The sequence below is a fragment of the Allobosea sp. TBD101 genome, assembly GCF_059817965.1.
The window spans coordinates 5,271,083-5,284,021 of the sequence record NZ_CM187543.1 but is presented as its reverse complement, the minus strand read 5'-3'; the positions used below and the strand labels follow the sequence as shown (position 1 = coordinate 5,284,021).

Genomic DNA, 12,939 nt, shown 5'->3' with positions numbered 1-12,939 from the left:
CTGGCGTCAAGCACAACGAGGGGTATCGCCATGACCATGTCGCGCAGACAGTTTGCTTATGCTCTCGGGACGGGCCTAGCCGCCGCGGGCCTTCCGATCGAGACACTCTGTGCGCAGGGCTCTGCCTCCCGGATCGTCCACGCGATCTCGGCCGGCGACATCAGCAGCCTCGATCCGACACTCGCCTGGGTCTCGGCCGAGGCGCCGATCGTCACGGTGGTTCACCAGGGTCTGGTCTCTTATCCGCCGGGCACCGTCTCGACCGATTTCCAGCCGTCGCTGGCCGAGAGCTGGACGGTCTCTGCCGACGGCAAGACCTACGAGTTCAAGATCCGCAAGGGCGTGAAGTGGCATGAGGACATGGGCGAGTTCTCGGCCGAGGACGTGAAGTTCTCGCTCGATCGCTACCGCGACGCCAATGTCTCGCCCTGGGCCAAGGCCTACTCCATTATCGACCGCGTCGAGGTGATCGACCCCTACACCGCCAGGATCGTCCTCAAGAACGCCGACCCGTTCTTCCTCGCCAACGTCGCCGGCGATACCGAGTCCGTCGGCCTGATGGTCTGCAAGAAGGCGTTCGAGACGCGCGGTGCCCACGCCATGCGGCTGCATCCGATCGGCACCGGCCCCTTCCGGTTCAGGGAATATGTCGCCCGCGACCGCGTCAGCATGGTCCGCTTCGACGATTACTGGGAAGGAAAGCCGCTGCTGGAAGAGCTTGTCGTGCGCTTCATGCCGAGCTCGGCCAGCCGCGAACTGGCGATGCGCACTGGCGAGGTCGACAGCATGCGCGGCGCGCTCGACGCGCAACTCCTGGATCGCATCGCCAAGCAGGGCCTGATCATCGATCGGAAGGGACCCGAAACCGCCTGGTATCTGCATGTGAATACCGGGGTGAAGCCGCTCGACGACGTCCGTGTCCGCAAGGCGATCGCGCATGCGATCAACCCCGGCGATCTGAGGGCTTTCCTCGGTCCGGTCGCGACGATCTCGGACGTGCTGATTCCGCCTTCCTATTTCGGCTCGGCGAAAGCGGAGGAGCTCCCCGCCGAAGGCAAATGGGGCTACGATCTAGACAAGGCGAAGGCGCTGCTGAAGGAGGCGGGCCTGAGCTCCGGCTTCAACCTCAGCATGATCATCACCGAGCGCGACGACTATCGCCAGATGATGGTGCTGATCCAGCAGCATTTGAAACGGGTCGGCATCAATCTCGAGCTGAACCGGGTCGATCACGCCTTCTATCACGCCCAGATCGTGAAGAATGTGAACCCGCTGATCCTGCACGGCGATCTCTCCTTCCCGAACGCCGAAATCTTCCTCAACCGGTTCTTCCGCAGCGACGCGATCCGCAATTTCAGCCGCAAGCAGGACCCGGAACTCGACGCGTTCCTCGACAGGATTGCGGCAGCGACAACGCTCCACGAGAAGCGTCGGCTCCTGGTCGAGGCACAGCGGAAGGTGCTGCCGGATTACCGGATCATCCCCACGACCTATACCTTCCAGCCGCTGATCCGCAGCAGCAAGGTCGATCTCGGCTACGAGTTGAGGAACTCGCTCTCGCTCGAGTACCGCTATGGCTGGAAATCGAAGAAGACGGCCTGAGCGGCGGATGCGAGCATGACGCGCACGCCAGCCTGGAGCTTCATCGCCAAGCGGACCCTGCGCACGCTGGTGACGCTCTGGCTCGCGGTGACCCTGATCTTTTTCGCGATCCGGGTCATCCCCGGCGATCCCGCCGAGGCCGTGCTCGGCCACCAGTCGACATCGGAGGGACTAGCGACGCTGCGCCGGCAGATGGGGCTCGATCAGCCGATCCTCGTTCAGTACTGGCGCATGCTCGCGAATCTGGCGCAGGGCGATCTGGGACTGTCGCTCGTCGTCGGCCAGCCGATCTCGCGCATGATCCTCGACGTCGCACCCTTTACCGCCCTGGTGGTGCTGGGCTCGCTCCTGGTCGGCGCCGTCATCGGCCTGCCGCTTGGCATCGCCGCGGCGCAGGCACGCAACTCGATGCTCGATTATGCGGCGCGGCTGCTCTCGCTGACCGGGCTCGTCATTCCCGGGTTCATCACCGGCATCCTGCTGATGATACCGTTCTCGGTCTGGCTCGGCTGGTTCCCGGTCGTGGGCGCCGGTGAGCGCGGCGACTGGGCCAGCCTGGTCAAGTTCGCCGTGCTGCCGTCGCTCGCCGGGGGGCTCGGCATGGCGGCCTATCTGACACGGCTGACGCGATCCTCGGTTCTCGAACTGCTCAGCGAGGATTTCGTGCGCACCGCGACGGCAAAGGGCCTGTCGCGCCAGATCGTCCTCTACAAGCACGTGCTGCGCAACGCGATGATCCCGATCGTCACATTTCTCGGCTTCTACGCGATCATCATGATCGGCGACTCGATTGCCATCGAGATCGTCTTCTCGCGGCCCGGCTTCGGCCGGCTGATCCTGGGCGGCATCGCCCAGCGCGACTACGTGCTGCTGCAGTCGGTCCTGCTGGTCTATGTGCTTGTCGCGACGCTCATCAATCTCGCCGTCGATATCCTCTACACGATCATCGATCCGCGCGTCGAACTCGCGAATTGACCGGCATGAGCGAGATCACCGCCCTCCCCCCCCAGCGCACCCGGCTGAGTGGCGCCGTCCGCGCGGCCTTCGCCAACCCGGTCTCGGGGCTGGGCACGCTCGGCTGCCTGCTGCTCCTGATCGTTGCCGCGATCGGTCCCCTGCTCGCCCCTTATGACTCGCTCGACCAGGACATGCTGGCGCGCTTCGCCGAACCGAGCGCGGACCATTGGCTCGGCACGGACGAGTTCGGCCGCGACGTGCTCTCGCGCCTGCTCTATGCGGCACAGGCTTCGATCGGCATCTCGTTGCTCTCGGTCTTCTTCGGTCTGCTGATCGGCAGCGTGCTCGGGCTGATCGCCGGCTATCGCGGAGGCTGGGCCAACCTCCTGATCATGGAGGCGAGCAATCTCCTGCTCGCCTTCCCGACCATCGTGCTCGGCATCGTCGTGCTCGTCGCGCTCGGGTCCGGTGTGATCAATGTGGTGATCGCGCTCACCGTCGCCTTCATTCCGCGCTTCGCGCGGCTCGTCAGGGCCGAGACCTTGGCGGTCAAGGAGAAGAACTTCGTCGAGGCCGCGCGCGCAGCCGGCGCTTCGCATGCGCGGATCATGATGCGCCACATCCTGCCGAACGTCATCGGCACGGCGGTCGTCAGCGCCGCGCTCTGGACGGCGACGGCGCTGCGTGCCGAGGCGACGCTGAGCTTTCTCGGGCTAGGTGTCCAGCTGCCCTATCCGAGCTGGGGCAACATGACCTCCGAGGCGATCGTCTACATGTTCGACAATGCGAGCCTCGTGCTGTGGCCCTGCCTGGCGATCGTGTTCGCCGTCGTCTCCTTCAATCTCGCCGGCGATGCGCTGCGCGACTACCTCGACCCGCGCATCGGCGTCCATTGAGACAACAAGATACTGGCTGACGGAGGAGACACGATGTCCATTGCCCCGGCGACGATCGATCAAGACCTGGAGGCGAAGCTGCTCGCCGCATTGGAAACCATTGACCCCGTCGCTCTCACCGCCGAGCTCGTGGCGATCCAGTCGCATCGCGAGATCGAAGGCCACGAGACGCCCTGTGCGCTCTTCATCAAGGAGCTGTTTGAGCGCGAGGGCATCGAGACCTACCTGCAAGAGGTCCGCGACGGCCGCTACAACGTCATCGGCATCCTGCGCGGCAAGGCCGGCGCGCCGAGCCTGATGTATAACGGCCATATCGATACCGTGCCGCCGGGAGCCATGCCGGAGCCGTTCAAGCCGCAGATCCGGGACGGCCTGCTTTATGGCCGTGGCGCGGTTGACATGAAGGGCGGTGTCGCCGGGCAGATCTGCGCGATGATCGCACTGAAGCGCGCCGGCATCGAGCTCGCCGGAGACCTCATCCTCGCCGGTGTGGTCGCCGAGGAGGATTCAACCAGCCTCGGCTCGCTTCACATCATCGAGCATGGTCCGAAGCCCGACATGGTTGTGGTCTCCGAGCCGACCGGGCTCGACGTCGTCACCGCGCATAAGGGCTTCGACTATTATCGAATCGATGTCCATGGCCGCGCCAACCATTCCAGCCGGCCGGACAAGGGAATCAGCGCCCTCTATAAAGGTGCGAAGATTGTCAACGCGATCGAGAGGCGTTTCATCGCCAGCTCATGCGCGCACTCGCACCCACTGCTCGGCCATGCCTCGCTGAATACCGCGGCGATGCTGAGCTACGCCAACAACGAGGCGGTCACGGTGCTGCGCCGCGCACCCGGCGACAAGCCACCCGGCGCCGTCGTGCCGGACATCTGCACAATCTATCTCGATCGTCGCCGCATTCCGGGTGAGACTCTCGAAGGTGTCATGCGTGACTTCGAGCAATTGCTGGCGGAGCTAAAAACAGAAGATCCCGAACTGGACGCCGCGGCCAGCTTCATGGCCGCCTGCCCGGAATTGCCTTCGCATCCGCCGCTCGACACCAATCCAGACCATCCGCTAGTTACGGAATGCGTCCGGCTCGGTGCCATTCACGCCGGCTCTCCGTCAGAGGCGAAGGGCGTTCCGTTCTGGAGTGATGCCGCCCTCTTTAACGACCATGCCGGAATCCCCGCGATCGTGTTCGGGCCAGGGCATGTCGAAGTAGCCCATTCCAACCACGAGCACGTGCCTGTCGATCACCTGACCAAGGCAACGCGTGTCTTCGCACTTCTGCCGATAGCCTTGTTCGGGAGCGTGCCGTAAGGCGCGCCGCTTGGAAAGCGGAGCTTAGCACGAGGCTCCCGCTTCACATCGTCCTGCAGTTTTCTCCGAGCGGCGGGCCAAACTCGCAAACATCTGGCAGATAATTATCGGCGCCATCGCCCGACTTCGACGAAGCCTGTCCGTGGCTCGACAATGTCTGGTTCCGGGCGGTGTCTGGACGTCGGCAATTAGCGCGATCCAAACGGAAGCACGAGAATCGACGTCACTCGTACCAATAACGAGATGGTTTCGCTGCCGATCGGCACCTGATTGGCCGACGAGATCGCACCAGATTGCTCGTCATTGTCATTTAACTGACTGATATAATAGGTAATATTGGTTTCTGGACGAAGTTTCGGAAACCGCCCCGGAAGCCTGACGGATAGGGAAAGATGGTCGCCGTATAACAAACGGAAGCCATCCGGATGTCACGGCTGATCGACCTCAAAGCTAATGCAGACCACGGCCGCCCTCAGGCGGCTGGTAAGGCACGATGCCATGTCCTAGCGCTCGACGCCGCCCCCGCGTGGCCTCTGGCGGAGGACCGCAGGCTGGCGGGCAACCTGAGCCGGGTTCCCGGGAGCCTGACCGCCAGGTTGGGGCATGAGGCGAGCGGCCAGCTGGGCGCGACGGCGGGCGAGGGCCTCCATCTCGTTGCGCTGGCGCTGCCGCTGGATCTGTTGCTGCTGGCGCCGGAGCATCTCGGCCTGGGCCATGTGACGACGGTTGGCTTGGGCGGCGTGCATCCTCTGTTCGCGGACGCGCTGCTCCTGCTCGGCTACACGGCGGGCGATAGCGCGCTCGCGGAAGAAGCGCTGTGTCTCCTCACGAACGGCGCGATTCATCTCGGCGCGCTCGACGGTCGCGGCGTGATCCGAAGCGGCACGGAGGCGCTTGGCGGAGGTATAGCTCGGGATCGCGGCAACGGCGATTCCGGCTGCGGCGAGCGCGGCGATGAGGCCCGCACCTGTGGCCAGAACGCCCACTGCTACCATGTAACAGGCGGCTTTGCGGATATCCCGCCCTGCGAACAGCTTTGCGGCCAGGAACGCGCGATTGACGCGCGCCCGTCGAATCCGATCGCGCTCACGGTACCGGGCCCGCACGAGCTTCTGCCTTTCGCGCAGATTCCTCTGCTCCTCAGCGGTAAGGCGGGCGGCCAGGCGATCACGTCCTCGCCGGGCCTTGTCGGCCTCCTGCTGCTCGCCATCGAGATCCGTCTCTGTAACCAAGCGGTCGAACTCGCCGAGCAGGTCGGAGGCACTGCGCTGCGGCGCGTCCTTCCGGAGCTCGGCCTTCACGATGGCTTCGGAGGGCAGGGGGCCGAGAATCGCTGCAACCTGCGGCTCCTGGAGCGGCCCCTTGTCGCCCGCCGCCTTTCGAACGCGATTGAGATTCCGGGTCAGGGAACCGGCGAACAGCGTCTCGCTGTCGAGAAGCCGAACGATGGGCGCGCCCGCGATGCGTTTGTCGCCGCCCGCGAGCCGGAACCCAAGCTTCTCAAGTTCGACCGGCAGCTTACGGATGTCTTCGCCGGATCGACGCCAGGCTTCCAGAAGCCTTGCGTCGACCACATCGAGATCGGCCTCGAGCCGACCGGCCTGCTGACGCTCGGCCTTGGATCGGCCAGCCCTCTTCTCGGCGACAGGCCCGGTTGCGGCGATCTCTGCGAGCTCCGGCAGACCGCGTTCGCGCAGCAGCTGGGCGACCCGGTCGACCCGCAGGCTCGGCGTCAGACCTTCGCCCAGTTCGATCTCGAGGCGGCGGGCGATCATCTCGTCGCGCTCTGTGGAGCGAACGAAGCGCAGAGCCTTCCCCGACCCCGGCGCAACCATCGCATAGTTGACGTGGAAGTGCGGCGCACGGTCGCCCTTTCGATGCTCCACCACGTGCCGGGGGCAGTCAAAAGGGATGCCGTACTCCTCTTCGTAGACCGCCAGAACGCGCTTCAGTCCCTCCGGGCCGAGCGGGACCTTCGGCGCGATCTTGAGGTGGACGATGTCGCGCGTCACGCGGCGGTTCCGGCGCGCGATCGCGGCCATGATACGCAGCGCGAGCGCGGTGTCGGCGGGAACGTCGCGGATCATGTCGGCGCGGACGAGGACTTCCTTGTTCGACCCGCGCCCCGTCTTCCCGAGATGCCGGCTGAGCTCGCCGATCCGACGGGGCGTAGTGATGATGATCATCAGGCATCCTCCTCGATCTTGAGCAGATCGAGCACCCGGGCCATCAGCGCCTCCGTCGCCGACCGCATGTTCTCGATGTCCGCAACGACCGAGACGAGCGAGCCGGAACCGTTCGCCAGCCTGGCCAACTGGTTCAGGTTCCGGCCGTGCGCCCGAAGCTCGTTCAGCACCTCGCCGAGGAGTTCGGCGTTCGCGACGGAGCGCCGGACCGTCGGCGCCCTTATCTTCGAGCCGAGCAGCTTCATCAGCTGCGACCGGGCCCAGGCATTGCTCTTGAGGCCAGCGGCTTCCGAGACGACTGCCAGCTGCGCGGCAGTGGCCTCGTCGATCCGGAACGAGACGAAGTTCGCAACCTGTTCGCCCGCCATCAGGGCTTCTCCTTCTGTTTGCGGCGGAGCCGGCGCCCTCAGGCGCACCGGCTTGCCGGTTGGGGTGCAGGGACCTCCCTGCCGAGCCTCGATCTGCGCAATCGAAGATCTGTGCACATCGAATCCACTCGCCCTCTCAGGAAAACAGAAGTTGAGATCCTTTCAATACTTATTATCGCATCCATGATCCATACGTAGCTCGCTGTATATATCCGTATATGTACGTAAAGATAAAATATAATTTCAATCAATACTTCACAGCGATCCGCAATCCCGACATGGTCATGACAGGAGACAACAGATGACCGACGACGATCTCTCAAAGCGTAAACGCAAGGCCGACGAAGACCTGAAGGTCATTCTCGCCGGCCGTCCGACCACGATCGGTAGCCGTGCGGACGTGGTGCGGATCTTTCACAGCCACATCGTGGCGATGCGTCAGGTCCAAACCTCCTGGGAAGCGATCGCCGTGAAGCTCGAGGACTGGAGCGGCCTTGGCGTCGCCCCCACCACGGTCAAGCAGTACATGACCGACATCAGCCAGGGCCGGATGACGATCGAACCTCGGTCGACGGTCCACCCGCAGGCCGAGACGCCCTCCGCGCCGCCTGCCAAGACCTCCCATTCGATTCAGGATTCTCGCAAGGAGCGCAGCGGAGACTCCAGCCCGTTGACCGACGAGGCGGGTTTCAGGCTCCCCGAGACGAATTCCCAGATCAGCGTGGGCGCCCCCGCGCCGCACCACCGGAATGCCGACGGCTCTTCGTCGGCATCGAGCACCGCTACCCGCGGTCGCTACGCCCTCAAGTCACAGCCAGAATGAGGCCAAGCCCATGTCCGATACTTCCCGCCCGACCACGACCAGGAGTGCCGCCCTCGGCAGCACGGCGATGAGCCGAACGCCCCAGGAAGCCCAGCCCGTCTTCCTCTTCTACAGCGGAAAGGGCGGCGTGGCGAAGAGCACCGAGGCGCTCAAGTTCAACTATCACTGCATCAAGGCCGGCAAGGTGCCGACCCTGGCCGATGCCGACTTCATCGTTCAGGATTTGATCCTGGCTCATCACCAGGAGCAGGACTGCCACCCGATCAAGCTGTCGGAAGAGGACGGGTTCACCGCCCTTGCGGACGTGATCGCGAGCACGCAGGCCGGTTCGCCGATCATCGTGTCCTGCCCGGGCGGTCAGGCCGAGATCTTCAACGACAACGCGCCGGTCATCCTGATCGCCGCGCGCAACGCGGGCCGCAGGGTGATCGTGATGTCGCCCATGGACTTGCATGTAAACTCCTACAGCCATGTTCCCGAGGTCGAGCAGGCGATGCCCGAGGCCGAGATCTATCTCATGCGCCCGCGCTGGTTCGGGCGTCCCGAACAGTTCGTTGCGTTCAACGCGTCCCAGCTCGGGAAGCGCTATCTGGCGGCGGAACGGGTCATCGACGTCCCCCTCATGCCGGCCGCCCTGGCGCGGGCTTTCAAGGATGGCGAGCACTCGCTGCACTGGATCGAGCTCAACGGTTCGGGCGGCGAGAAGGCCTCGCTCGAGGCCTGGCGCGAGAAGTCGCGGCGCGCCTATGCGCGGTTCCTGGGCTGATCCCATGGACCGGCAGGCGCTCGATATGGTCGCGCGGGAGATTCTCGGGCGGCCTCTGACGGATGACGAAGCGGCCTTTGTCGCGAATGCGTGCGTGGCGATGGGGCTGGGCGAGGGCGACATCCTCGTGCGTCTGCTGATCGTTTACGCCTCTCTCATGACCTTCCTCGGCCGCACGTTGGCGGCCGTGGAAGCGTCGCGCTCGCCTTCCGCCCTGCTGCGCCGTCATCCCGGCATGTCGATCGGCTTCATCCTGTCGATAGCAGCCCTCGTTGGAGGCGCCTTCGCGTTCGGCAGGGCGAGTGTCGCCGACCGATCTCATCAAGATATCACGCAGACCCTGCGGTGGACGCTGTCGCCGGAGGGCGAGCGAGCCCGCCGCCTCTCCGATAGCGGGCTCCTCCGGGAGCTCGACGCCTGCAGCATCCCCGGCTGGTACGTCGTTGGCGCCGACTGCTTTCCCGGCCCCGACCCCAAGAGCGGAACCATTCGCGGTTTCCGCATGAGCCCCTGAACCTCCATTCCTCATCGTCGAAAGGCAATTCCAACATGTTCGAAGATCTGTATCCGGCGACCGCGCGGGCCGCCAAGGCCTACATGATGGCTGAGTACGGGAGGCGCGAGGCGAGCCCGCCGGCGGCTGCGGTGGATCGCCGTGAGCCCTCCGCCATCGCCGCGGCCGGGGAGGGCAGGCCGTTGCGCCTGACGATCAACCTCTCACAGGGGTGCACCTCCGAAGTCGTGATCCGTGTTGGGCAGTCCGCCCCTGCGCTGACCGTCACGCTCGATCTCGATGGCGCCGCGCCACGTCCCGCTAGACCGGAGGGCGCGCCGTGAACGAGGAAGAGGAATCCAAGCCGAAGCCGACCGATACCGATCTCCTCGTCGCAATCGGCGAGAAGGAGGCCGTGCTGTCCCAGCATCGGTCCAAGGCCTACGCCACGGTGAACACCCCTAAGGGGCGGCGCACGTTGCAGGTGCTCGGGCCTGGCTGCGCGACGTGGCTGCGTCTTCGGTTCCGTGATCTGCATCGTCGGACCCCTTCCGCGGGTGCGGTCAAGGCTGCGATCACGGCGCTCGCCGACCTCGCCAGCCTGGCCGACGAGACGCCGGTCTGGCTGAGGTCGGCCTGGCACGAAGGTGCGGTTTATATCGACCTTGCCGACGAGAGCGGCTGCGCCGTCAAGGTTAGCGCAGAGGGCTGGCATCTGGTCGCTCGTTCGCCAGCTCTTTTCGTCCGTAGCAATCTGAGTCTGCCTCTGCCCCGGCCGGCACGTCAGGACGATCTCGATAGGTTGCGGACACTACTGAACATCCCCGATGAAGCCACGTTCCAGCTCATAGTGACCTGGTGTGTCGCAGCGTTGATGCCGACTGGCCCATATCCGCTCCTCGCGATTGGAGGCGAACACGGTTCGGGCAAGACATTGCTCGCCGGTATCCTCCACGATCTGGTCGACCCCAGCACGCTTCCGCTGCGCGCCTTGCCGCGTACGGAACGTGACCTCTACATCGCATGCGCGAACACGCATGTTTTGGCATTCGACAATCTTTCGAAGGTTTCCAAATGGCTGAGCGATGCCTTCTGCAAGATCTCCACGGGCGGCGGAATCGCGCTCCGGCAGGTCTTCACAGACGACGGCGAGGTCTATTTTCGTGCCATGAAACCAATTATCTTGAATGGCATCGAAGACGTGGTCACGCAGTCTGACCTCGCCGACCGCGCTATCGTCCTGAACCTTCCTTCGATCCCCGAGGAAAATCGCATCGATCCGGCTGAACTCGCGGCCCGTTTCGAGGAATGCCGGCCCGAGGTTTTTAAGATGCTGCTCGACCTGATGTCGTTCGCGCTCGCCATGATGCCTTTGCTGAAGATCGAACGGCTGCCGCGCATGGCAACCTTTGCCCGGATCGGTATCGCCATCGAAGGATGCTTTGGAGCACCAGGGTGCTTCATGGCGGCCTATGATGCCAATCGCGCAATGGCCTCTTCCATCGTCGCCGATAGCGATCCCCTGGTCGCAGCGGTGCAGGCCCACGTAGCCGATCACCCAGGTTGGCGCGGCAGCGCGACCGAGCTCGCGCGCCAGCTCGAGCCCAGGCTCGACCCGCCTAAAAAGCTCGAGCCCGCCGCCCTCGCAGGTCATCTGCGCCGCATCGCGCCTGTCCTGAGAACGAACTGGATCGAGGTCGAGTTCACCCGCGCCGGCAAGAACCGGGACCGCACCATCATCCTGACGCCGAAGGTTCCACGCTAAGAAGCGTTCAGACTCGTCCGCCCTGTCCCGCCGTCCGCCATTAACTGTGGGCGGACGGCGGGACAGGGCGGACGACAATTAATCCGACCAATTAGACCGCAGATGGCAATACTTCGCACCTACCCGGCCGCAGCGTTGAACACCGCCTCAATGGCGCAGCCGTCCGGATCGATCGCGGATGCGGCAAGGCAATGGGCACAGGGAGAGCCTGGCAGAACGAGCACCATACCGGCAGCATCGAAGCTCCGCCGCTTCTGGACTTACTGGGCAGGCGTCAGCTTCAGCGCGGGAGCCGGGAACTTGTAGTCGCCCGCCGACTTGCCGGCTTCGGGAATCTCGATCCAGCGCTCGGTGCCCTCGCCCTCGCATTCCTGGACGGTCGGGACATACAGGGTAAGGGTGCTGTCGGCCCTGAGGTCCTTGGCGAGATAGCCGGTGAAAACGAACTCGTCGTAATGCTCGTCGGGCAGACGCCCGCCGCTCCACACGACCTCCTTGACGCCCTCCGTCAACTGGGAGCCGTGATAGTCGTAGGCCTTGTCAAACTTGCCCTTGACCGTTTCAAGCGTCCAGCCGGGCTTTGGCATCGGCTTGACGGATGACGCCATCCGGGATCTGCACGCGGACCTTGGTGGTCGGCGCGCCCTTGCAGCCGTGCGGAACGCGCAACACGGCCTTGTAACCTGCGCCGACCGGTGCCGAGCGGGTCTCTAGCGTGACATGAGCAAAGGCCGGCCCGGCGACGAGCAGGCAGGCGAGAGCGGTCATGGACTTCATCGGTTTCATCCTCGGTGTTGGGGCCGTGCTGACGGCCATGATGCGGCAAACCGGAGGCCTGCTGTGTTCGGAGAGGCAACGGCGGAGCGGCTTATCGCCTCAGCCATCAGACGTTCGACCGTGCAGCGGGCGACGTCGAACCCCTCGCGCAACATCTGCCGCCAGACCTTGCGCGCGCCATAGACCTCGAAGTTCTCGCCGAACACGCGCTGATCTGCGGCTTCAGTTCCAGGTCCCGCTTCGCCCGAGCCGACCGCTTCCCCGGATCGATCCGCCTGGCGACATGCTCATGGTAGGTTGACGGGGCGATCGGCAGCACCTTGCAGATCGGCTCGACCCCATAAGCCCCGCGGTGATCGTCGATGAAGACGATCATGACCGGTGTCGGCGGTCGAGCTCACCTCAAGCAAAATATGCCGATGCCTTGCGCAGGATCTCATTGGCCTGCCGCAGCTCCCGGTTCTCGCATTCGAGAGCCTTGAGCTTGGCCGCCATGTCCGTTGTCAGCCCGGGCTTGCGGCCGCTATCGATCTCGGCCTTCTTCACCCACTCGCTCAGCGTCTGCGCCGTGCAGCCGATCTTGCCGGCGATCGACGTGATCGCCGCCCAGCGCGACGGATGCTCGGCTTCATGGTCCAGCACCATCCGCACCGCGCGCGCACGCACCTCAGGCGAGAACTTGTTCGTCGTCTTGCTCGTCATAGCCCCATCCTCTCAGGAGTTGGGGCCTCCGACAAACCCGGGGCGGTTCACTTTGTCGAGGATCGCACCCATAACGGTCGGAAGTTCCGCATGTTGAATGTGATCGACGAGTTCACCCGGGAATGCCTGTCGATCCGGATCGACAGGAAACTCAAGTCCACCGACGTCATCGATGTCCTGTCCGATCTCTTCATTCTGCGCGGCGCGCCCGGCCACGTCCGGTCGGACAACGTCCTATGTCGGGAAGCAGCTTTGGGCTTTGGCCAACAGGCCTCATCGCGTCGGCAATGCGC

11 protein-coding genes, 3 pseudogenes and 1 other annotated feature are annotated in these 12,939 nt (G+C 64.4%); of the genes and pseudogenes, 10 read left to right on the top strand and 4 right to left on the bottom strand.

Annotated elements, in window-relative coordinates; genetic code table 11:
* Window positions 1–30: 30 nt before the first annotated feature.
* The 4 genes from AC6RIC_RS25620 to AC6RIC_RS25605 are packed head-to-tail and all read left to right on the top strand — an operon-like array spanning window position 31 to window position 4,766.
* Window positions 31–1,602, top strand: coding sequence for an ABC transporter substrate-binding protein (locus AC6RIC_RS25620; RefSeq protein WP_499734477.1), 1,572 nt, complete (start codon window positions 31–33; stop codon window positions 1,600–1,602).
* 15 nt (window positions 1,603–1,617) lie between these two features.
* Entirely contained in the window at window positions 1,618–2,577 is a 960-nt protein-coding gene (locus AC6RIC_RS25615; protein ID WP_499734476.1) for an ABC transporter permease, read from the top strand.
* Between the two features lie 5 nt (window positions 2,578–2,582).
* Window positions 2,583–3,455 carry an ABC transporter permease gene (locus AC6RIC_RS25610; RefSeq protein WP_499734475.1) on the top strand — a complete coding sequence of 291 codons (873 nt, stop codon included), beginning with the start codon at window positions 2,583–2,585 and terminating at the stop codon, window positions 3,453–3,455.
* 33 nt (window positions 3,456–3,488) lie between these two features.
* Window positions 3,489–4,766 (top strand): M20 family metallopeptidase, encoded by a 1,278-nt coding sequence (locus AC6RIC_RS25605; protein ID WP_499734474.1) that lies wholly within the window; start codon window positions 3,489–3,491, stop codon window positions 4,764–4,766.
* 503 nt (window positions 4,767–5,269) lie between these two features.
* On the opposite strand, the gene AC6RIC_RS25600 is transcribed toward AC6RIC_RS25605, so the two are convergent.
* The gene (locus AC6RIC_RS25600; RefSeq protein ID WP_499734473.1) at window positions 5,270–6,952 is read right to left on the bottom strand and encodes a hypothetical protein; all 1,683 of its coding nucleotides are present in this window, start codon (window positions 6,950–6,952) and stop codon (window positions 5,270–5,272) included.
* Entirely contained in the window at window positions 6,952–7,320 is a 369-nt protein-coding gene (locus tag AC6RIC_RS25595; RefSeq protein ID WP_499734472.1) for a hypothetical protein, read from the bottom strand. Before AC6RIC_RS25595 ends, AC6RIC_RS25600 begins: the two co-directional genes overlap by 1 nt.
* Before the next feature lie 301 nt (window positions 7,321–7,621).
* Between AC6RIC_RS25595 and AC6RIC_RS25590 the strand changes: the two genes are divergently transcribed.
* Genes AC6RIC_RS25590 through AC6RIC_RS25570 form a run of 5 tightly spaced genes read left to right on the top strand, consistent with a single transcriptional unit; the run spans window position 7,622 to window position 11,167 of the window.
* Window positions 7,622–8,143, top strand: a complete 522-nt coding sequence (locus AC6RIC_RS25590) for a hypothetical protein (RefSeq protein ID WP_499734471.1) — start codon at window positions 7,622–7,624, stop codon at window positions 8,141–8,143.
* 10 nt (window positions 8,144–8,153) lie between these two features.
* Complete coding sequence (locus tag AC6RIC_RS25585; protein ID WP_499734470.1) at window positions 8,154–8,909, top strand: hypothetical protein; 756 nt, start codon at window positions 8,154–8,156, stop codon at window positions 8,907–8,909.
* A gap of 4 nt (window positions 8,910–8,913) precedes the next feature.
* A complete protein-coding gene (locus AC6RIC_RS25580) occupies window positions 8,914–9,423 on the top strand; it encodes a hypothetical protein (RefSeq protein ID WP_499734469.1) in 510 nt (169 codons plus the stop codon).
* 35 nt (window positions 9,424–9,458) lie between these two features.
* On the top strand, window positions 9,459–9,746 hold the full coding sequence (locus tag AC6RIC_RS25575; RefSeq protein ID WP_499734468.1) for a hypothetical protein: 288 nt from the start codon (window positions 9,459–9,461) through the stop codon (window positions 9,744–9,746).
* Window positions 9,743–11,167, top strand: coding sequence for an AICE element replication initiation protein (locus AC6RIC_RS25570; protein ID WP_499734467.1), 1,425 nt, complete (start codon window positions 9,743–9,745; stop codon window positions 11,165–11,167). Before AC6RIC_RS25575 ends, AC6RIC_RS25570 begins: the two co-directional genes overlap by 4 nt.
* 260 nt (window positions 11,168–11,427) lie before the next feature.
* On the opposite strand, the pseudogene AC6RIC_RS25565 reads toward AC6RIC_RS25570, so the two are convergent.
* Together AC6RIC_RS25565 and AC6RIC_RS25560 are read right to left on the bottom strand one after the other, a co-directional pair.
* Window positions 11,428–11,953: pseudogene (locus AC6RIC_RS25565) on the bottom strand (YcnI family copper-binding membrane protein).
* Between the two features lie 95 nt (window positions 11,954–12,048).
* Window positions 12,049–12,646, bottom strand: a pseudogene (locus tag AC6RIC_RS25560) (IS3 family transposase); the annotation flags it as partial.
* Window positions 12,246–12,362: a sequence feature (AL1L pseudoknot), on the bottom strand. (Overlaps the previous pseudogene by 117 nt.)
* A 51-nt stretch (window positions 12,647–12,697) precedes the next feature.
* On the opposite strand from AC6RIC_RS25560, the pseudogene AC6RIC_RS25555 reads away from it, so the two are divergent.
* Window positions 12,698–12,877 (top strand): annotated as a pseudogene (locus AC6RIC_RS25555) (IS3 family transposase); the annotation flags it as partial.
* Window positions 12,878–12,939: the final 62 nt, after the last annotated feature.

What these genes read in the sequence shown, in the direction of transcription:
- AC6RIC_RS25595 (WP_499734472.1), bottom strand. Translation starts at nt 7,320, where the DNA reads ATGGCGGGCGAACAGGTTGCGAACTTCGTCTCGTTCCGGATCGACGAG.
- AC6RIC_RS25575 (WP_499734468.1), top strand. Translation starts at nt 9,459, where the DNA reads ATGTTCGAAGATCTGTATCCGGCGACCGCGCGGGCCGCCAAGGCCTAC.
- AC6RIC_RS25600 (WP_499734473.1), bottom strand. Translation starts at nt 6,952, where the DNA reads ATGATCATCATCACTACGCCCCGTCGGATCGGCGAGCTCAGCCGGCAT.
- AC6RIC_RS25610 (WP_499734475.1), top strand. Translation starts at nt 2,583, where the DNA reads ATGAGCGAGATCACCGCCCTCCCCCCCCAGCGCACCCGGCTGAGTGGC.
- AC6RIC_RS25605 (WP_499734474.1), top strand. Translation starts at nt 3,489, where the DNA reads ATGTCCATTGCCCCGGCGACGATCGATCAAGACCTGGAGGCGAAGCTG.
- AC6RIC_RS25585 (WP_499734470.1), top strand. Translation starts at nt 8,154, where the DNA reads ATGTCCGATACTTCCCGCCCGACCACGACCAGGAGTGCCGCCCTCGGC.
- AC6RIC_RS25590 (WP_499734471.1), top strand. Translation starts at nt 7,622, where the DNA reads ATGACCGACGACGATCTCTCAAAGCGTAAACGCAAGGCCGACGAAGAC.
- AC6RIC_RS25615 (WP_499734476.1), top strand. Translation starts at nt 1,618, where the DNA reads ATGACGCGCACGCCAGCCTGGAGCTTCATCGCCAAGCGGACCCTGCGC.
- AC6RIC_RS25580 (WP_499734469.1), top strand. Translation starts at nt 8,914, where the DNA reads ATGGACCGGCAGGCGCTCGATATGGTCGCGCGGGAGATTCTCGGGCGG.
- AC6RIC_RS25620 (WP_499734477.1), top strand. Translation starts at nt 31, where the DNA reads ATGACCATGTCGCGCAGACAGTTTGCTTATGCTCTCGGGACGGGCCTA.